Below are 17,446 nucleotides of genomic sequence, written 5' to 3'. Positions count from 1 at the left end.
GCCCTGGGGCGACAAGCGCGGCGGGGGCGCACTAGAATAGGGACGAAGCAACCGCCATCGCCCTGACCTGAGGACGCCCATGACCTATCAGCCGCCCGTTCGCGAGCATCTGTTCCTGCTGCGCGACGTCCTGGAGATCGAGAAGCACGCCAACCTGCCGGGCTTCTCCGACGCCAGCATGGACGTGGTGGAACAGATCCTGGACGAGGCGGCGAAGTTCACCAGCGAGGTGCTGGCCCCGCTCAATCCGGTGGGCGACAAGCAAGGCTGCCACTGGGCGGCCGACAACACCGTGACCACGCCGAAGGGCTTCAAGGAGGCCTACAAGGCGCTGGTGGAAGGCGGCTGGCCGGCGCTGGGCGCGGAGCCGGAATTCGGCGGCCAGGGCCTGCCGGCGGTGGTCAACCTGGCCTTCAGCGAGATGAGCTCGTCGGCCAACATGGCCTTCTCGATGTATCCGGGCCTGACCCACGGGGCCTATTCGGCGATCCTCAACGGCGGCTCGGACGCGCAGAAGGCGCTGTACCTGCCCAAGCTGGCGTCGGGCCAGTGGGGCGGCACCATGAACCTGACCGAGCCGCACTGCGGCACGGACCTGGGCCTTTTGCGCACCAAGGCGGTCCCGCAGGGCGACGGGACCTATCGCATCAGCGGCCAGAAGATCTGGATCTCCGGCGGCGAGCACGACCTGACCGAGAACATCGTCCACCTGGTGCTGGCCCGCATCGAGGGCACGCCGGCCGGCACCCGGGGCATCAGCCTGTTCATCGTGCCCAAGTTCATCCCCAAGGCCGACGGGACCCCCGGGGAGCGCAACAACGTCAAGTGCGCCGGCCTGGAAGAGAAGATGGGCATCCACGGCAACGCCACCTGCGTGATGATGCACGACGAGGCGACCGGCTGGCTGGTGGGCGAGGAGAACCGCGGCCTGAACCTGATGTTCGTGATGATGAACGAGGCGCGCCTCGGCGTCGGCATGCAGGGCCTGGCCCAGGGCGAGGCCGCCTATCAGGCCGCCGCCGCCTTCGCCAAGGACCGGCTGCAGGGACGCGCCCTGACCGGGCCGAAGAACCCTGACGGTCCCGCCGACCCGATCCTGGTGCACCCGGACGTGCGGCGCATGCTGATGGATTCCCGGGCGATCCTGGAGGCCGGCCGCGCCTTCCTGTTCTGGACCGCCCTGCACGGCGACCTGGCCCACGCGGACCCCGACGAGGCCGTACGCCAGAAGGCGCTGGACTACATGGGGCTGATGACCCCGGTGCTGAAGGGCTACCTGACCGACCGCGGCTTCAACATCTGCTCGGACGCCATGCAGGTGCATGGCGGCTCCGGCTTCACCGAGCACTTCCCCGCCAGCCAGTACCTGCGCGACTGCCGCATCTCGCTGATCTACGAGGGCACCAACGGCGTGCAGGCGCTGGACCTGGTGGGCCGCAAGCTGGCGGCCAACGGCGGGCGCGCGGTGATGACCTTCTTCGCCGAGGTCGACGCCTTCGTCGCCGCCAACGAGGACGATGCGGCCCTGAAGCCGTTCGTCGAGGGCCTGGCCGCGGTGAAGGCCCAGCTGCAGGACGGCACCTTCTGGCTGATGCAGAACGGCCTCGCCAACCCCGACAACGCCGGCGCCGCCTCCACCGACTACATGCACCTCTTCGGCATCACCGGCCTGGCCTACATGTGGGCGAAGATGGCCAAGGTGGCGCAGGGCAAGATCGCCGCCGGCGACGCCGATCCGTTCTACGCCAACAAGCTGACCGTCGGCCGGTACTTCGTCGAGCGCATCCTGCCCAATGGCGGCGCCCACCTGGCCAAGCTGAAGACCGGCGCCGCGACCCTGATGGCCCTGCCGGACGAGGCGTTCTGAGGCGGGCTTTGCTGTCGCGGCGTAAGGGGTTCTAAAGGCCGGGGAAACCGGAGACTTCGCCATGCCCGTTCTCGACGTTCCGCGCCCGGACTTCCTGGCCGAAGAGGACATCGTCATCTTCGAGGACGCCGCCCGGCGGTTCTTCGACGAGCACGCCCCGCCTGAGGTGACGGCGCGCTGGCGGGCCAACGGCATCGTCGATCGCGACATGTGGACCAAGGCTGGCGCGGCGGGGCTGCTGTGCCTGTCGATCCCGGAAGCGTACGGCGGCATGGGCGGCGACTACCGCCACGAGGTGATCCTGATGGAGCGCCTGGGGCTGCAGGGCGTCGACGGCTTCGGCGCCTCGCTGCACAACGCCATCGTCGCGCCGTACATCCTGCACTACGGCACCGAGGAGCAGCGCCACCGCTGGCTGCCGAAGCTGGCCACCGGCGAGCTGGTGGCGGCTATCGCCATGACCGAGCCGGGCGCAGGCTCCGACCTGCAGGGCATCAAGACCACCGCCCTGAAGGCCGGCGACGACTATGTCATCAACGGCTCCAAGACCTTCATCACCAACGGCCAGACCGCCAACCTGATCTGCGTGGTGTGCAAGACCGACCCGGCGCAGGGCGCGCGCGGCACCTCCCTCGTGATGGTGGAGACCGATGGCGCGGCCGGCTTCGAGCGCGGCCGCAACCTCGACAAGCTGGGCCAGGAGGCGGCCGACACCTCCGAGCTGTTCTTCAACGACGTGCGCGTGCCGGCCGCCAACGTGCTGGGCGGCGACGAGGGCCAGGGCTTCTTCCAGCTGATGAACCAGCTGCCGCAGGAGCGGCTGAACATCGCCGTCCAGGGCATGGCCTCGATCGAGCGGGCGCTGGAGCTGACCATCGCCTACGTCAAGGAACGCCAGGCCTTCGGCAAGAAGATCATCGATTTCCAGAACACCCAGTTCAAGCTGGCCGAGTGCAAGACCGAGGCCACGGTGGCGCGGGTGTTCGTCAACTGGGCGATCGGCGAGCACCTCAAGGGCCAGCTCGACGCCGCCAAGGCGTCGATGGCCAAGTACTGGGTCTCCGACCTGGAGAACAAGATCATCGACGAGTGCCTGCAGCTGTTCGGCGGCTTCGGCTACATGGACGAGTACCCGATCAGCCGCATGTACCGCGACAGCCGCGTGCAGCGGATCTACGGCGGGACGAACGAGATCATGAAGGTGCTGATCTCGCGGACGCTTTAGCGATCTCTCCCTCTTCCATCGTCACCCCGGACAAGCGCGAAGCGCGCCGATCCGGGGCCAGCGGTCCCGCAACTTAGATGGTGTCCAGCAGAGCACTGCCCGTCGGCGCGCTTCTCTCGTTCGTCTATGGAGCGGCGCGGCTGGCCCCGGGTCTTCGCTGCGCTCCGCCCGGGGTGACGAGAGAGAGAGCGTGGCTGCGAGCGCCCGCCCGCGCTAAACCCCCACACCATGAGCACCTATCACGCCACCATCGCCTGGGCCTTCGCGGGCGAGGATTTCCTGAAGCATCGCTACAGCCGCGAGCATACGGTGACCTTCGAGCATGGGACCGTCGTGCCGGGCTCGGCCTCGCCGCACATCGTGCGCGCGCCGTGGTCGCGGGCCGACGCCATGGATCCGGAGGCGGCGTTCACCGCTGCGCTCAGCCAGTGCCACATGCTGTGGTTCCTGGACGTCGCCGCGCGGGGCGGGTTTTCCGTGACGTCCTATCGCGACGAGGCGGAGGGGACCCTCGACAAGCGCGCCGACGGCAAGCTGGTGATGACCCGCGTCGTGCTGCGCCCGGCCGCGACGTTCGCAGGCAGGGCGCCGACGGCGGAAGAACTGGCCCACCTGCACCACCGCGCCCACGAGGAATGCTTCCTGGCCAATTCGGTGACCAGCGAGGTGGTGGTCGAGCCGCGGTGACGGCTGGGCCGGCGCAGCCCCTCACCTTCCCACGCCCTGGCGGGCGCGGGCCCCTTCCTCTCCCTTAAGGGAGAGGAAATTCACCCAGCGCCGGCCGAGTCCACCTCTCCCTGCAGGGAGAGGGAGGGGCCCGATCGCGCAGCGATTGGGAGGGTGAGGGGCCGCGCCGAAGCGCCGGCGACCTAAGCCTTGTTGACGCTGTTGGCCTTGATCCGCGCGGCGCCGCGGGCGTCGAGGTCCTGGCGGGTGGACGAGAGCATCGTCGGGCCCCGCAGGCTGGCGTTCACCGCATCGATGCCGGCGCCCTTCGCGCCCGGGGCCTTGGCGTACAGATAGCGCAGCGACAGCCGCTCGTTGTCGGCGGCGTCGGGCTGGGTGCCGTGCAGGGTGCAGGCGTGCCACATGGCGGCATAGCCGGCATCGCCCACCAGCAGCTTCTGCGTGGTCTGCGCCCAGCCGCCCTTGCCGTCGCGATACAGCCAGCCGCGGTCGTTCTTTTCCAGGTCGTGCGGGAACACCGTGGCCCCCAGCACATGGCTGTCCTCCAGCAGGAAAAGCGGCGCGTCGTGGCGCGTGACCGGGTGGATGTAGACGTACAGGGTGATGAAGTCGGCTTCGCGGTCCTTGAAGTCGATCAGGTCCTGGTGGAAGTCGATGCCGTAGAAATAGGTCACGTCCCGGTACTGCGGCTTCACATAGGCGCCCAGGTTGTTGACCGGATTGTCGGTGATGCGGGCCTTCAGCCAGGCGGGCACGGACCTGGCCGGCACGCCGCACACCACCTTGCGGTTCATCAGCTCGTAGCCGGGGCCGAGCACCTCGGTCAGGCCGGCGACGATGCCGGGGTCCTGTTCGACGAAGGCCAGGTCCTCGTCCAGGCCCTCCAGCAGGTTGCGGCCGGGCTTGGGGTTGACGCCGGTGTACTGCGGGTCGGCGTCGAACGCGGCTTCGGTCAGGAACAGGGAGTGATCCCAGTCGCGCGTCGCCTTCAGCTTGGCCAGCAGCCGGTCGGCGGCGACCGGGTCCACCCCGCCCGGGAACACGTGGTAGCCGTGGTCGATGAAGTCGCGGGTGGCGGTCGAGGCGGCGGCGGCGTCGATCTTGCGGGCGGTGGCGGCCATGGCGGCGCTCTCTTCGATGTCAGTCCTCCAGCACTGAACCGGTTCGGTTAACGAACGCCTGCGCCGGCCGCCAGCCATGACGCCGCACGCCGCCGCAGGGCGTCCATGTCCTTCAGCTCGCACTCCCAGACCGTCTCCACCCGCCAGCCCGCGGCCTGCAGCGCGGCGCGGTGGGCCGTGTCGCGCTCGCGGTTGCGGCCGACCTTGCCCAGCCAGTAGTCGCGGTTGGCCTTGGGCACGCGGGCCCCGCGGGCGCAGTCGTGGCCGTGCCAGAAGCAGCCGTGCACGAACACCACCAGCCGCCGCCCGGGCAGGACGATGTCCGGCTTTCCCGGCAGGTCGGCGCGATGCAGCCGGTAGCGCGCGCCCAGCGACGTCAGCAGCCGCCGCACCTTCAGCTCCGGCGTCGTGTCGCGGCCCTTCACCCGGCGCATCACCGCCGAGCGCTTCTCGGCGCCGTAGACGTCGGTGGCGCTGCCAGGAAGCGGCTGCGGCCGGCTCACAGGCCTTCGAACAGGGCCGTCGACAGATAGCGCTCGGCGAAGCTGGGGATGATGGCGACGATGGTCTTGCCGGCCATGTCGTCGCGCGCGGCCACGTCGAAGGCCGCGGTCAGGGCCGCGCCGGACGAGATGCCCACCGGCACGCCCTCGATGCGGCCGCACTTGCGGGCCATGTCCAGCGCATCCTCGTTGGACACCTGCACGATCTCGTCCATCACCCCGCGGTCGAGAATGGCGGGCACGAAGCCGGCGCCGATGCCCTGGATCTTGTGCGGCCCCGGCGCGCCGCCGGACAGCACCGGCGAGGCGGTGGGCTCGACGGCGATCATCCGCACCGACGGCTTGCGCGCCTTCAGCACCTGGCCGACCCCGGTGATCGTGCCGCCGGTGCCCACGCCGGAGACCACGGCGTCCACCGCCCCGGCGGTGTCGTTCCAGATCTCCTCGGCGGTAGAGACCCTATGGATCGCCGGGTTGGCGGCGTTCTCGAACTGCTGCGGCATGACGCTGCCGGGGATTTCCTCCAGCAGTTCGCGGGCGCGCGCCACGGCGCCGGCCATGCCCCGCTCGGCCGGGGTCAGCTCCAGCTTCGCGCCCAGCAGCACCAGCATCTTGCGCCGCTCTATCGACATGCTCTCGGGCATCACCAGGATCAGCTTCAACCCCTTGGCCGCGGCGACGAAGGCCAGGGCGATGCCGGTGTTGCCGCTGGTCGGCTCGACGATGGTCGAGCCCTCCTGGATCAGGCCCTTGGCCTCCAGCGCCTCGATCATGGCCACGCCGATGCGGTCCTTCACCGAGCCGATCGGGTTGAAGAACTCCAGCTTGGCCAGCACCGTGGCCTTGGGCTTCAATAGCGCGGTCAGCCGCGGCAGGCGGATGAGCGGGGTATCGCCGATGGTGTCGATGATGGAGTCGTAGATCTTGCCGCGACCCGCGCGCGCGTGGCGGGCGGCGTCGTACTCGTGGGCGGCGGAATCCATGGGTGGGGTCTCGCGGGTGGGGTTGGTCGCTTCGGCCGCCAACTTAGGCCGGTGAAGGGATTTGGGAAGCGGTCTTATTCCGCCGCGATCAGCCCGGGACCCGGCGCCAGCAGGGGCTCCAGGATGGTCTCGGCCAGCCAGCGCACCACCGGCACCGCCACGCCGTCGCCCGCCACCATCAGCGCCGTCGTGGTCCGGGCCGGCAGGCGATAGCTCTCCGGCAGGCCCATCAGCCGGGCCGCTTCTCGGCCGGTGATCAGCCGGGTGCGGACCTGGTCGCCCTCCACCAGCATCAGCGTCTGGCGCGAGGAGCCGCCGCGCGGCGTGCGCAGGCATCCGGCCAGGCCGTCGAAGCGCACTTCCGCCCGCTGCTGGCCGCCGCGGGTGCGGCGGAACACGGCGCCCACCTGCCGCCGTCCGGAGCGACGCGCCGCCTCGAGCTTGCCGCGGTTGCGATCGTCCAGCAGGCCGAGCACGTGGGCGGTGGTCGCCGGCGGATGCCAGGCCACCGCCTCGTCCGGCTCCAGCAGCGCGGCCAGGTCGGTGTTGCGCCGTCCCGCGCCGGGCTCCGGCCAGGCGACCCACAGCCGGCGCAGGGCCGCCGGCAGGCGCGCGAACGCCTCGCCGACCATCGGCCGCTCTTCGCGGCCGCGCGGCAGGTGCGGCGGCGGTTCGCGCGTGGCGATCACCAGCACCCGGCGCCGCGACTGCGGCAGGAACCGCGCCGCATCCGTCTCGATCGCGCCGAAGGCATAGCCCCGGTCCGCCAGGGCCTGGCAGAGGGCCGTGAAGTCGGCGCCCCCATGCGAGGTCAACAGCCCGACCACGTTTTCGATGACGATCGCCCGCGGGGCGCGGTCCTCGGCGTCCAGCGCCTGCATCAGCCGCCAGAAGCCGAAGAAGGCCGAGGACCGGCCCCCCTTCAGGCCGGCGCGCTGGCCCGCCAGGCTGAAGTCCTGGCAGGGGCTGGAGGCCCAGGCGAGATCGGCGCGGCCCGGCAGGTCGGCGCTCGACAGCGCCCAGACGTCGCCTTCCTTCAGGTCGTCGCCGCCGAAGTTGTCGCGATAGGTGCGCGCCTTGGCGGCATCGAAGTCGTTGGCGAACAGGCAGTCCCACCCCTCGCCCAGGCCCAGCCGGGCCATGCCGCCGCCGGCGAAGAACTCGTAGAAGGTGAGGGGCGCCCGACTCATTGCAGGGCGACCTTAAGGCCAGTCGCGGCGCCGGTGAATCCGGGCGTGACGTCGCGGCGCCCGCCGGGTGATGCTTGACGCTCCCGCAGGCGGGGTCCACGCTTTTCTGAACAGCGATAAGCGCGAAAAAGGGAGGCGGCGATGGAGCGCGCCTATGATCTCGTGATCCGCGGCGGGCGGGTCTACGACGGCTCGGGCGGCGAGGCCCGGGAAGCCGACGTCGCGGTGAAGGACGGGCGCATCGCGGCGGTCGGACGGGTGTCCGGCGCCGGCGCCGAGGAGATCGACGCCCGCGGCCATATCGTCACCCCCGGTTTCGTCGACATCCACACCCACTACGACGGCCAGGCCACCTGGGACCAGCGCATGCAGCCCTCGTCCTGGCATGGGGTGACCACGGTGCTGATGGGCAACTGCGGCGTGGGCTTCGCCCCCTGCCGCACCGAGGACCACGACCGGCTGGTCCGGCTGATGGAAGGGGTGGAGGACATCCCGTTCCCGGTGCTGAGCCAGGGCCTGCCGTGGAACTGGACCTCCTATCCGGACTACCTCGACAGCCTGCAGAACCGCCGCTTCGACGTCGACATCGCCAGCCAGCTGCCGCACGCCGCCCTGCGGGTGTTCGTGATGGGCGAGCGCGGCGCCAACCGCGAACCGGCGACGCCGGCCGACATCGCCGCCATGGCCGCCATTGCCCAGCGGGCCGCGGAGGCCGGGGCGCTGGGCTTCTCCACCTCGCGCACGCTCAACCACCGCACCAGCGACGGCCAGCCGACGCCGACCCTGACGGCCGGCGAGGACGAGCTGACCGGCATCGCCCTGGGCCTCAAGGCGGCCGGCCGCGGCGCCCTGCAGGTGGTCTCCGACTTCGCCGATCCCGAGGCCGAGTTCGCCATGCTGCGCCGCGTGGTGCAGGCCTCCGGCCGGCCGATGTCGTTCTCGCTGATCCAGAGCCCGCTGAACGGCGAAGCCTACAAGACCCTGCTCGCGGCGGTGGAGGACGCGGTCGCCGCCGGCCTGCAGATCAAGGCGCAGGTGGCCGCCCGACCGGTGGGCGTGCTGCTGGGGCTGGAGCTGACGGTCAATCCGTTCAGCCAGTACCCTGTATATAAGGAGATCGCCGCGCTGGGCCTCGCCGAGCGGGTGGCGCGGCTTTCCGACCCGGACTTCCGGCGACGGCTGTTCGACAGCCGGCCGGAGGCGGTGCGCGGGGCCGGCGGCGGCCTTGGCCGCATGCACATCCTGGCCGAGATCCCGGACTATGAGCCGGACGAGTCCAGCACCGTCACCGCCATCGCCGCGCGCACCGGCCGCTCGGCCGAGGACGTGGCCCTGGACCACATGCTGCAGAACGGCGGGCGCGGCATGCTGTACGTGCCGTTCCTGAACTACACCTACGGCAACCTCGATCCGGCCTACGCCATGCTGACGCACAAGGACACCGTGCCCGGCCTGTCGGACGGCGGGGCGCACGTGGGCATGATCTGCGACGGCTCCTTCCCCACCACCATGCTCACCCACTGGACGCGCGACCGCACGCGCGGGCCGAAGCTGCCGCTGGAACAGGTGATCAGCCAGCAGGCCCGCGACACCGCCCGCACCGTCGGCCTGTACGATCGCGGCCTGATCGCGCCCGGCTATCGGGCCGACCTCAACGTCATCGACTACGACAACCTGACCCTGTTCGCCCCGCAGGTGGCCTACGACCTGCCGGCGGGCGGCCGGCGGCTGATCCAGCGGGCCAAGGGCTATGTCGCCACCCTGGTGGCCGGCCAGGTGACCTACCGCGACGGCGAACCGACCGACGCCCTGCCGGGCCGGCTGCTGCGCGGCGCCCAGGCCGCGCCCGTGGCCCAGGCCGCCGAATAGACTGGAGCAGACGATGACCCTCGAAGCGCTCGAAACCGGCTGCGAATGGCGCGCCGAGGACGTCGCAGATCCGGCGCTGTGGACGGAATACCTGAGCCCCAAAGAGGTGGACGAGATCGACCTCGCGATCCTGGAGGCGCGGCGCAAGTCCGACGACTTCCTGCAGATCGGCAAGGATGACTTCCCGCTGCCGACGCTTGGCCCCCGGCTGAAGCAGATCGAGGCCGAACTGATGACCGGCCGCGGCTTCGTGCTGATCCGCGGCCTGCCGCGCGAGCGCTACGACAACGACGAGATGTGCCTGGCCTACTGGGGCCTTGGCGCGCACCTCGGCCGGCCCTGGCCGCAGAATCACTACGGCCACCTGCTGGGCGACGTCACCGACCAGGGCAAGCTGCCGGGCGACCCGACCGCGCGGGGCAACGAACTGGGCCAGATCGGCCTCGACTTCCACTGCGACGGCTCGGACCTGGTGGGGCTCTTGTGCCTGCAGACCGGTGTCTCCGGTGGCCGCTCGGCGGTGTGCAACTCGGTGGCCCTGCACAACGATCTCGTGCGCGAGCGGCCGGACCTGGCGGCGGAGCTGTACAAGCCGCAGCCCTACGACATGCGCGGCGAACAGGCGCCCGGCAAGCGCGGCTGGTACGAGCTGCCGGTGTTCACCAACCACAAGGGCCGGCTCTTCATCCGGCTGATCGCGGCCTACATCCACGCCTCGCAGCGGCACGCCGACGCCCCGCGCCTGACCGAGGCGGCCAAGGAAGCCCTGGACTGGATGCACGCGCGCGCCGAGAGCGGCGCCTACAGCGTCACCATGGACTTCGAGCCCGGCGACATGCAGTTCATCAACAACTACCACGTGCTGCACGGCCGCGAGCCGTATGAGGACGACCGCGACGCCGGGAAGATCCGCCACCTGAAGCGGCTGTGGCTGGAAACCGACGCCCTCACCGACCGCCCGGCCTATTTCCGCAACAACATCTCCAGCCACTGGGCCGACCGCAAGGTGATCAGCCGGCTCGACGCGGTGAACTGAGGCCGCGCCGCCACTCCCATCTATCTGTCATCCCGGACGGCGCGCAGCGACGATCCGGGACCGCCGGAAGCGCTAAGGATCGCAGGCCGTGGCGAGCGCGGGCGCTTTCCGCGGTCCCGGATATCCGCTGCGTGGATTCCGCGATGACAGAAGAAGAGAAGGCCCCGTCTATTCCCCGAACGTGTCGCCCGGGGTCAGGGGCGCCAGGCGGATCAGCCGGCTGTCCTCGACGCCGGCGGTGCGGTGCTTGACGTGTTCGCGGTATTCCGGGTCGGTGACCATGGCCAGGAAGGCGCCGGCGCTGGGGTACTCGGCGATGAAGGCCAGGTCCCAGCGCTCGTCGGTCGGGCCGGTGACCACGGTCTCCGGACGCCCGGCCCAGATCTGCCGCCCGCCCACCCGGGCGAACACCGGCCCGCTGGTGCGGCCGTAGGCGCGGTAGGCGTCGAGCCCGGTCAGGTCCTTGCCGTGGTCGGGGTGGCCCGGCGGATAGTCGGCCTTCGGCCTCAGGCGGATCAGGTTCAGCATCTGGATCGGCGTGTCGCGCGGCAGCGCCTTGAAGGCGTCGAACTGCGCGCGGGTCGGGTCGATGGAGCCGGTCTGCTCGGTCATGGGCGTTCTCCTGGGGCGTCCTCCTGCGGCGCGGCGCGGCCCTCGCGTCCGCGGCCTTCCGTCGCAACCCGGTTAACCGTTTCTCACCACAAGCGCGATAGGCATGGGCGCCAATGATCCTCACGGTGTGCATCGCTCTGTTCGGCGCCGCCCTCGGCGCCTTCCTGCGGCCCCGGGTGCTGGCCGTCATGCTGGCCGCCGGGGTGTCGGCCGGCGTCCGGGCCGGCCCGCAGTTCATCGGCCAGCTGGCCGGCGGGCGTGAGGATGCCGACAGCTGGGCCGGCGCGATGCTGCGGTATTTCGAATCACCCTTCACCAGCTACCTGGTGCTGATCATCGCCGGGGCCGGCGCGGCGCTGTTCGCCGCCTTGCTGTGCCTGTTCCTGGAAGAGAAGCCTGCCGAACCGTTCTGGCTGCCCAAGGAGGGCGATGTGCGCCGCCGGGGCCGTGACGGACGCTACGTCAGGGCCACGGGCATGATTGAGGAGCGCTCCATCCACAACCGGGCGGAAGCGCGCGTGCGCGCCGCCTTCGAGCGTTGAGAGAATTGACAGACTTTTGGCGTCACTAGAAAAACTCGGATGTTTGGGCTAATTAACAGTGATATCTAATCAGTGCTTAGTTCCCGGTCAGGGTCGTCGGTGGGGATATCGGCGGCAGCGTTCCCGGATCGAATGGCTGAAGTGATCCAAGCTGGTCTCCCAAGTCCCTGTTTAGTCGGAGGGTTTCTCATGAAGTTTCGTACCTGGGCGGTCTGCGCCGCTCTCTTCGTCGGCTCGGCGGGCTCCGCCCTGGCCGACACCAACTATCTCGTGAAGCTGGAGGCCCCGGTGCCGTCGGCCATGAAGTTCATGGCGGCCCACGCCATGTGGAGCTGCGTGGCCTCGACCTGCGGCTCCGGCGGCGCCCCGGAAGAGTCCCTGTCCGTGCCGGCGTGCAAGGAACTGGCCAAGAAGGTCGGTCGCATCACCTCCTACGGCGATGTCACGCACAAGCTGTCGGCGGACGAGCTGGAGAAGTGCAACACCGCGGCCGGCCACTAGAGCCCGTCAGGCGAGAGCGGCTCCGCTTTCGCCGCCCGGGCAGGCTCTAGACGTTTGAAGTAGAGCCCTTCTTCAACGGGTCAGATGATTCCATCCGACCCTGAAGGGCTCTGGTTCAGGGTGACGCAAGGTGATCTGGGGCGGCGCCGCAAGGGCCGCCCTTTTTCTTTTGCGCCGCGGCCCGCCGATCTGCGCAACACCGTTCGGAACAACGGTCTAGGCCTCGGTTGCGGCGCCCGGGATCGCATGCTATCAGGCGCGCGGCTTCGGGCTAGGGGGCTCAGCGCAGCGTCCAAAGTCCAGGTGCTTTCTCAAGCGCATTCAAGCCTTTATGTCGGGTTGGGCGTCTGCTCCAAGCCGACGTCGTGATTACACCGGGCGGATCAAAGTGGCTGACGATTCCAAGGCGACGGATGTGGGCGCGCGTTACGCGCAGGCCCTGTTCGATCTCGCCCTCGAGAACAATGAACTGGCGGCGGTCGAAGCCGATCTGAAATCCATCAAGGCGATGGCGGCCGACAGCGCCGACCTGCGCACCCTGATCCACTCCCCGGCGTTCTCCGCCGAGGACAAGGGCAAGGGCTTCGCCGCCCTCGCCGACGCGGCCGGCTTCAACGCCACCACCCGCAAGTTTCTCGGCCTGCTGGCCGCCAACCATCGCGTCTCGGCGCTGATGGGCATCATCACCTCGTTCCAGAGCCTGTCGGCCGCCTATCGCGGCGTGGTCTCCGCCGAGGTGGTCACCGCCGTGCCGATGAGCGCCGCCCAGGCCAGCGGCCTCGCCGCCGCCCTGCGCGCCAGCCTCGGCAAGGACCCCGAAATCGAGACCCGCGTCGATCCCGCCATCCTCGGCGGTGTGAAGGTGCGCGTCGGCTCCCGCCTCTACGATGCTTCGCTGAAGTCGAAGCTCGATTCCCTCAAGTTCGCCCTGAAGAGAGCGTAAGACAGACATGGACATCCGCGCCGCCGAGATTTCGGCCATCCTGAAATCCCAGATCGCCAACTTCGGCGTCGAAGCCGACGTCTCCGACGTCGGCCAGGTGCTGAGCGTGGGCGACGGCATCGCCCGCGTGTTCGGCCTCGACAAGGTCCAGGCCGGCGAAATGGTCGAGTTCCCCAAGGCCGGGGTGAAGGGCATGGCCCTGAACCTGGAAAAGGACAACGTCGGCATCGTGATCTTCGGCTCCGACAGCCAGATCTCCGAGGGCGACGAAGTGCGCCGCCTGGGCGAGATCGTGGACGTGCCGGTGGGCAAGGGTCTGCTGGGCCGGGTCGTGAACCCGCTGGGCGAGCCGATCGACGGCAAGGGTCCGATCGTCAGCGACGAGCGTCGCCGGGTGGACGTCAAGGCCCCGGGGATCATCCCGCGCAAGTCGGTGCACGAACCGGTGCAGACCGGCCTGAAGGCGATCGATGCCCTGATCCCGGTGGGCCGCGGCCAGCGCGAGCTGATCATCGGCGACCGTCAGACCGGCAAGACCGCCGTCGCCATCGACACCATCCTGAACCAGAAGGCGGTGAACGCGGGCACGGACGAGAGCGCCAAGCTCTACTGCATCTACGTCGCCATCGGTCAGAAGCGCTCCACGGTCGCCCAGATCGTCAAGACGCTCGAAGAGAACGGCGCGCTGGACTACACCATCGTCGTGTCGGCCACAGCTTCCGAGCCGGCCCCGCTGCAGTTCCTGGCCCCGTTCGCCGGCTGCGCCATGGGCGAGTACTTCCGTGACAACGGCATGCACGCCCTGATCATCTACGACGACCTTTCCAAGCAGGCCGTCGCCTACCGCCAGATGTCGCTGCTGCTGCGCCGCCCGCCGGGCCGCGAAGCCTATCCGGGCGACGTGTTCTACCTGCACTCGCGCCTGCTGGAGCGCGCCGCGAAGCTGAACGCCGACTACGGCTCGGGTTCGCTGACCGCCCTGCCGCTGATCGAGACCCAGGCCAACGACGTGTCGGCCTACATCCCCACCAACGTGATCTCGATCACCGACGGCCAGATCTTCCTGGAAACCGACCTGTTCTACCAGGGCATCCGCCCGGCGGTGAACGTCGGCATCAGCGTCAGCCGCGTGGGCTCCTCGGCCCAGATCAAGGCCATGAAGCAGGTGACCGGCCCGCTGAAGGGCGAACTGGCGCAGTACCGGGAAATGGCCGCCTTCGCCAAGTTCGGCTCCGACCTCGACGCCTCGACCCAGCGCCTGCTGGCCCGCGGCGAGCGCCTGACCGAGCTCTTGAAGCAGCCGCAGTACGCGCCGCTGGCGGTGGAAGAGCAGGTCTGCGTGATCTACGCCGGCACCCGCGGCTATCTGGACAAGATCCCGACCAGCGCGGTGGGCCGCTTCCAGCAGGAACTGCTGAGCCGGCTGCACAGCCAGCACGCCGGCCTGCTGGACGGCATCCGCACCAAGAAGGAGCTGGGCGCCGACCTGGAAGCCGAGCTGAAGACCGTCCTGGAGACCTTCTCCAGCACCTTCGCTTAAGGACGGCCGGAAACGCACTGAGCCATGGCCAGCCTCAAGGAACTGCGCAACCGGATTGCGAGCCTGCAGTCCACGCAGAAGATCACCAAGGCGATGCAGATGGTCGCGGCCGCCAAGTTGCGCCGCGCCCAGGACGCCGCCCAGAGCGCCCGGCCGTACGCCGCGCGGATGGCTGGCGTGCTCGCCAACCTCGCCGCCGGCGTCTCCGGACCCGGCGCGCCCAAGCTGCTGGTGGGCACCGGCTCCGACCAGAAGCAGCTGGTCGTGGTCGCCACCGCCGACCGCGGCCTGGCGGGGGGCTTCAACTCCTCGATCGTGCGCCTGGCGCGCGAGCGCATCGCCAGCCTGATCGCCGCCGGCAAGGACGTGCGGATCATCGTCGTCGGCCGCAAGGCGCGCGACCAGCTGCGCCGCTTCTACGGTGACCGCTACGTCGCCGTGTTCGAAGCCGGCGTGCCGTCGCTCGCCAGCGCCCAGCCGGTGGCCGACAAGATCTCCGAGCTGTTCGAGGCCGGCGAAGCCGACGTCGTCACCCTGATCTACAGCCGCTTCCGCTCGGTGGTCGCCCAGATCCCGACCGTGCGCCAGCTGATCCCGGCGGAAGTCGAGGGCGGCGGCGCGAAGGTCGACCTCAAGGGCGCCGGCTACGAATACGAGCCGGACGAGGAGACCATCCTCGCCACCCTCCTGCCGCGCAACATCACCGTCCAGGTGCTGGCCGCGATGCTGGAGAACCAGGCCGGCTTCTTCGCCGCCCAGATGAGCGCGATGGACAACGCCACGCGCAACGCGGGCGACATGATCAATTCGCTGAACATCATCAAGAACCGCACCCGCCAGGCGCAGATCACCAAGGAGCTGATCGAGATCATCTCCGGCGCCGAAGCGATCTAGAATTCCGAAGGAAGAGAGTTAGACCATGGCCACCGCCGCCGCCGCCAAGAAGCCCGCCGCTCCCCGGAAGGCTCCCGCCAAGTCCGCGGGCGCCGCCGCCGCGCCGATCGACACCGCCGGCCAGCCCAAGGGCCGCATCTCCCAGGTCATCGGCGCCGTCGTCGACGTCGAGTTCGACGGCCACCTGCCGGCGATCCTCTCGGCCCTGGAAACCTCCAACACCGACCAGCGGACCGGCGAAGCCTTCCGCCTGGTGCTGGAAGTCGCCCAGCACCTGGGTGAGAACACCGTGCGCACCATCGCCATGGACACCACCGAAGGCCTGACCCGCGGCCAGGAAGTGGTCGACACGGGCGCCTCGATCATGGTGCCGGTGGGTCCTGCGACCCTCGGCCGGATCATGAACGTGATCGGCGAGCCGATCGACCAGGCCGGCCCGATCGGCACCGAGCTGCGCGCCTCGATCCACCGCGACGCCCCGTCCTTCGCCGAGCAGTCGACCCAGGCCGAAGTGCTGGTCACGGGCATCAAGGTCATCGACCTGCTCTGCCCCTACACCAAGGGCGGCAAGATCGGCCTGTTCGGCGGCGCCGGCGTGGGCAAGACCGTGACCATGCAGGAGCTGATCAACAACATCGCCAAGGTGTACGGCGGCTACTCGGTGCTGGCGGGCGTCGGTGAACGCACCCGCGAAGGCAACGACCTGTACCACGAGATGATCGAGTCCAAGGTGAACGTGGACCCGAAGGAAAACAACGGCTCGACCGAAGGCTCGCGCTGCGCCCTGGTCTACGGCCAGATGAACGAACCCCCGGGCGCCCGCGCCCGCGTGGCCCTGACCGGCCTGGCTCAGGCGGAGTACTTCCGCGACCAGGAAGGCAAGGACGTGCTGCTGTTCATCGACAACATCTTCCGCTTCACCCAGGCCGGCTCGGAAGTGTCGGCGCTGCTGGGCCGGATCCCCTCGGCGGTGGGCTATCAGCCGACGCTGGCCACGGAGATGGGCAACCTGCAGGAGCGCATCACCTCCACCAACAAGGGGTCGATCACCTCGGTGCAGGCCATCTACGTGCCCGCCGACGACCTGACCGACCCGGCCCCGGCCACCTCCTTCGCCCACCTGGACGCGACGACCGTGCTGAGCCGCGACATCGCCGCCCAGGGCATCTTCCCGGCCATCGACCCGCTGGACTCCACCTCGCGGATCCTCGACCCGCTGGTGATCGGCGAAGAGCACTACACCGTCGCCCGCCGCGTGCAGGAGATCCTGCAGCAGTACAAGGCGCTGAAGGACATCATCGCCATCCTGGGCATGGACGAGCTGTCCGAAGAGGACAAGCTGACCGTCGCCCGCGCGCGCAAGCTGTCGCGCTTCCTGTCGCAGCCGTTCAACGTCGCCGAAGTGTTCACCAACACCCCCGGCGTCATCGTGCCGCTGGAAGACACCATCCGCTCGTTCAAGGCGGTGTGCGACGGCGAGTACGACCACCTGCCGGAAGCCGCCTTCTTCAACGTCGGCACCATCGAAGACGCGGTGGCCAAGGCCGAAAAGCTGGCCGCGGAGGCTTAATTGGCTGCCAAGCTGCACTTCTCGCTGGTCTCGCCGGAACGTGAACTGTTCTCCGGCGAGGTCGACCAGGTGGACGCCCCCGGCTCCGAAGGCGACTTCGGGGTCCTGGCCGGTCATGCGCCGTTCATGACCGCCCTGAAAGAAGGGCGGGTGACCGTGTACAACGAAAGCCAGAAGAAGGTTTACGAGGTGCGCGGCGGCTTCGCCGACGTCACGCCGGAAGGGTTCACCATTCTGGCGGAACAAGCGGCGGAAGTGGTCTAGTCGCCTCGCCCGGACGGGATTCCCTGGCTAAGACGGGTGCGACGGAGTTAACAGCTAAGGCTGTCGGCGACGACGGCCGCACGCGAGCTTAGGGAAGAC

Annotated in this window: 17 protein-coding genes; 12 read left to right on the top strand and 5 right to left on the bottom strand. The window is 69.3% G+C overall.

Annotation, left to right across the window (positions count from 1 at the left end; translation table 11 throughout):
* Window positions 1–79 precede the first annotated feature (79 nt).
* The 3 genes from ACO2Q3_RS22015 to ACO2Q3_RS22005 all read left to right on the top strand — a co-directional run bounded on the left by ACO2Q3_RS22015 (window position 80) and on the right by ACO2Q3_RS22005 (window position 3,779).
* Window positions 80–1,867 (top strand): acyl-CoA dehydrogenase C-terminal domain-containing protein, encoded by a 1,788-nt coding sequence (locus ACO2Q3_RS22015; RefSeq protein ID WP_423310545.1) that lies wholly within the window; start codon window positions 80–82, stop codon window positions 1,865–1,867.
* Between the two features lie 61 nt (window positions 1,868–1,928).
* Window positions 1,929–3,092, top strand: coding sequence for an acyl-CoA dehydrogenase family protein (locus ACO2Q3_RS22010; RefSeq protein WP_423310543.1), 1,164 nt, complete (start codon window positions 1,929–1,931; stop codon window positions 3,090–3,092).
* Between the two features lie 228 nt (window positions 3,093–3,320).
* Entirely contained in the window at window positions 3,321–3,779 is a 459-nt protein-coding gene (locus tag ACO2Q3_RS22005; protein ID WP_423310541.1) for an OsmC family protein, read from the top strand.
* Between the two features lie 182 nt (window positions 3,780–3,961).
* Here ACO2Q3_RS22005 and ACO2Q3_RS22000 read toward each other — a convergent pair whose 3' ends face one another.
* The 4 genes from ACO2Q3_RS22000 to ACO2Q3_RS21985 form a co-directional block, all read right to left on the bottom strand.
* Window positions 3,962–4,900 carry a hypothetical protein gene (locus tag ACO2Q3_RS22000; RefSeq protein ID WP_423310539.1) on the bottom strand — a complete coding sequence of 313 codons (939 nt, stop codon included), beginning with the start codon at window positions 4,898–4,900 and terminating at the stop codon, window positions 3,962–3,964.
* 47 nt (window positions 4,901–4,947) lie between these two features.
* Entirely contained in the window at window positions 4,948–5,403 is a 456-nt protein-coding gene (locus ACO2Q3_RS21995) for a very short patch repair endonuclease (protein WP_423310537.1), read from the bottom strand.
* Window positions 5,400–6,386 carry a cysteine synthase A gene (cysK, locus tag ACO2Q3_RS21990; RefSeq protein WP_423310535.1) on the bottom strand — a complete coding sequence of 329 codons (987 nt, stop codon included), beginning with the start codon at window positions 6,384–6,386 and terminating at the stop codon, window positions 5,400–5,402. Before cysK ends, ACO2Q3_RS21995 begins: the two co-directional genes overlap by 4 nt.
* A gap of 74 nt (window positions 6,387–6,460) precedes the next feature.
* Window positions 6,461–7,576, bottom strand: a complete 1,116-nt coding sequence (locus tag ACO2Q3_RS21985; RefSeq protein WP_423310533.1) for a DNA cytosine methyltransferase — start codon at window positions 7,574–7,576, stop codon at window positions 6,461–6,463.
* Between the two features lie 141 nt (window positions 7,577–7,717).
* Here ACO2Q3_RS21985 and ACO2Q3_RS21980 point away from each other — a divergent pair, with 141 nt between their 5' ends.
* Together ACO2Q3_RS21980 and ACO2Q3_RS21975 are read left to right on the top strand one after the other, a co-directional pair.
* On the top strand, window positions 7,718–9,445 hold the full coding sequence (locus ACO2Q3_RS21980; protein WP_423310531.1) for an N-acyl-D-amino-acid deacylase family protein: 1,728 nt from the start codon (window positions 7,718–7,720) through the stop codon (window positions 9,443–9,445).
* Between the two features lie 13 nt (window positions 9,446–9,458).
* Window positions 9,459–10,481: a TauD/TfdA family dioxygenase gene (locus ACO2Q3_RS21975; RefSeq protein WP_423310529.1), complete on the top strand. Its 1,023-nt coding sequence runs from the start codon at window positions 9,459–9,461 to the stop codon at window positions 10,479–10,481.
* A gap of 168 nt (window positions 10,482–10,649) precedes the next feature.
* Here the strand turns inward: ACO2Q3_RS21975 and ACO2Q3_RS21970 are convergent, their stop codons facing one another.
* Window positions 10,650–11,093: a DUF1330 domain-containing protein gene (locus tag ACO2Q3_RS21970; RefSeq protein ID WP_423310527.1), complete on the bottom strand. Its 444-nt coding sequence runs from the start codon at window positions 11,091–11,093 to the stop codon at window positions 10,650–10,652.
* 113 nt (window positions 11,094–11,206) lie between these two features.
* On the opposite strand from ACO2Q3_RS21970, the gene ACO2Q3_RS21965 reads away from it, so the two are divergent.
* The 7 genes from ACO2Q3_RS21965 to ACO2Q3_RS21935 all read left to right on the top strand — a co-directional run bounded on the left by ACO2Q3_RS21965 (window position 11,207) and on the right by ACO2Q3_RS21935 (window position 17,347).
* On the top strand, window positions 11,207–11,635 hold the full coding sequence (locus ACO2Q3_RS21965; protein WP_423310525.1) for a hypothetical protein: 429 nt from the start codon (window positions 11,207–11,209) through the stop codon (window positions 11,633–11,635).
* 189 nt (window positions 11,636–11,824) lie between these two features.
* Complete coding sequence (locus ACO2Q3_RS21960; RefSeq protein ID WP_423310523.1) at window positions 11,825–12,136, top strand: CC_3452 family protein; 312 nt, start codon at window positions 11,825–11,827, stop codon at window positions 12,134–12,136.
* A gap of 388 nt (window positions 12,137–12,524) precedes the next feature.
* Entirely contained in the window at window positions 12,525–13,079 is a 555-nt protein-coding gene (locus ACO2Q3_RS21955; RefSeq protein ID WP_423310521.1) for a F0F1 ATP synthase subunit delta, read from the top strand.
* Window positions 13,080–13,086: 7 nt separating this feature from the next.
* Window positions 13,087–14,619, top strand: coding sequence for a F0F1 ATP synthase subunit alpha (atpA, locus tag ACO2Q3_RS21950; protein WP_423310519.1), 1,533 nt, complete (start codon window positions 13,087–13,089; stop codon window positions 14,617–14,619).
* Window positions 14,620–14,643: 24 nt separating this feature from the next.
* Window positions 14,644–15,513 (top strand): F0F1 ATP synthase subunit gamma, encoded by an 870-nt coding sequence (locus tag ACO2Q3_RS21945; RefSeq protein WP_423310517.1) that lies wholly within the window; start codon window positions 14,644–14,646, stop codon window positions 15,511–15,513.
* A 25-nt stretch (window positions 15,514–15,538) separates the two neighbouring features.
* Entirely contained in the window at window positions 15,539–17,083 is a 1,545-nt protein-coding gene (gene atpD, locus ACO2Q3_RS21940; protein ID WP_423310515.1) for a F0F1 ATP synthase subunit beta, read from the top strand.
* Window positions 17,084–17,347: an ATP synthase F1 subunit epsilon gene (locus ACO2Q3_RS21935; protein WP_423310513.1), complete on the top strand. Its 264-nt coding sequence runs from the start codon at window positions 17,084–17,086 to the stop codon at window positions 17,345–17,347.
* Window positions 17,348–17,446 lie beyond the last annotated feature (99 nt).

It is taken from the genome of Caulobacter sp. KR2-114 (assembly GCF_049446115.1).
Lineage (GTDB): Bacteria > Pseudomonadota > Alphaproteobacteria > Caulobacterales > Caulobacteraceae > Acaudatibacter.
The sequence above is the reverse complement of the archived record's forward strand: the minus strand, read 5'-3'. Positions and strand labels throughout refer to the sequence as shown.

Coding starts and splice junctions, on each gene's coding strand:
- ACO2Q3_RS21970 (WP_423310527.1), bottom strand. CDS start 11,093: ATGACCGAGCAGACCGGCTCCATCGACCCGACCCGCGCGCAGTTCGAC.
- ACO2Q3_RS21985 (WP_423310533.1), bottom strand. CDS start 7,576: ATGAGTCGGGCGCCCCTCACCTTCTACGAGTTCTTCGCCGGCGGCGGC.
- atpD (WP_423310515.1), top strand. CDS start 15,539: ATGGCCACCGCCGCCGCCGCCAAGAAGCCCGCCGCTCCCCGGAAGGCT.
- cysK (WP_423310535.1), bottom strand. CDS start 6,386: ATGGATTCCGCCGCCCACGAGTACGACGCCGCCCGCCACGCGCGCGCG.
- ACO2Q3_RS22000 (WP_423310539.1), bottom strand. CDS start 4,900: ATGGCCGCCACCGCCCGCAAGATCGACGCCGCCGCCGCCTCGACCGCC.
- ACO2Q3_RS22015 (WP_423310545.1), top strand. CDS start 80: ATGACCTATCAGCCGCCCGTTCGCGAGCATCTGTTCCTGCTGCGCGAC.
- ACO2Q3_RS22010 (WP_423310543.1), top strand. CDS start 1,929: ATGCCCGTTCTCGACGTTCCGCGCCCGGACTTCCTGGCCGAAGAGGAC.
- ACO2Q3_RS22005 (WP_423310541.1), top strand. CDS start 3,321: ATGAGCACCTATCACGCCACCATCGCCTGGGCCTTCGCGGGCGAGGAT.
- ACO2Q3_RS21960 (WP_423310523.1), top strand. CDS start 11,825: ATGAAGTTTCGTACCTGGGCGGTCTGCGCCGCTCTCTTCGTCGGCTCG.
- ACO2Q3_RS21965 (WP_423310525.1), top strand. CDS start 11,207: ATGATCCTCACGGTGTGCATCGCTCTGTTCGGCGCCGCCCTCGGCGCC.
- ACO2Q3_RS21980 (WP_423310531.1), top strand. CDS start 7,718: ATGGAGCGCGCCTATGATCTCGTGATCCGCGGCGGGCGGGTCTACGAC.
- ACO2Q3_RS21975 (WP_423310529.1), top strand. CDS start 9,459: ATGACCCTCGAAGCGCTCGAAACCGGCTGCGAATGGCGCGCCGAGGAC.
- atpA (WP_423310519.1), top strand. CDS start 13,087: ATGGACATCCGCGCCGCCGAGATTTCGGCCATCCTGAAATCCCAGATC.
- ACO2Q3_RS21945 (WP_423310517.1), top strand. CDS start 14,644: ATGGCCAGCCTCAAGGAACTGCGCAACCGGATTGCGAGCCTGCAGTCC.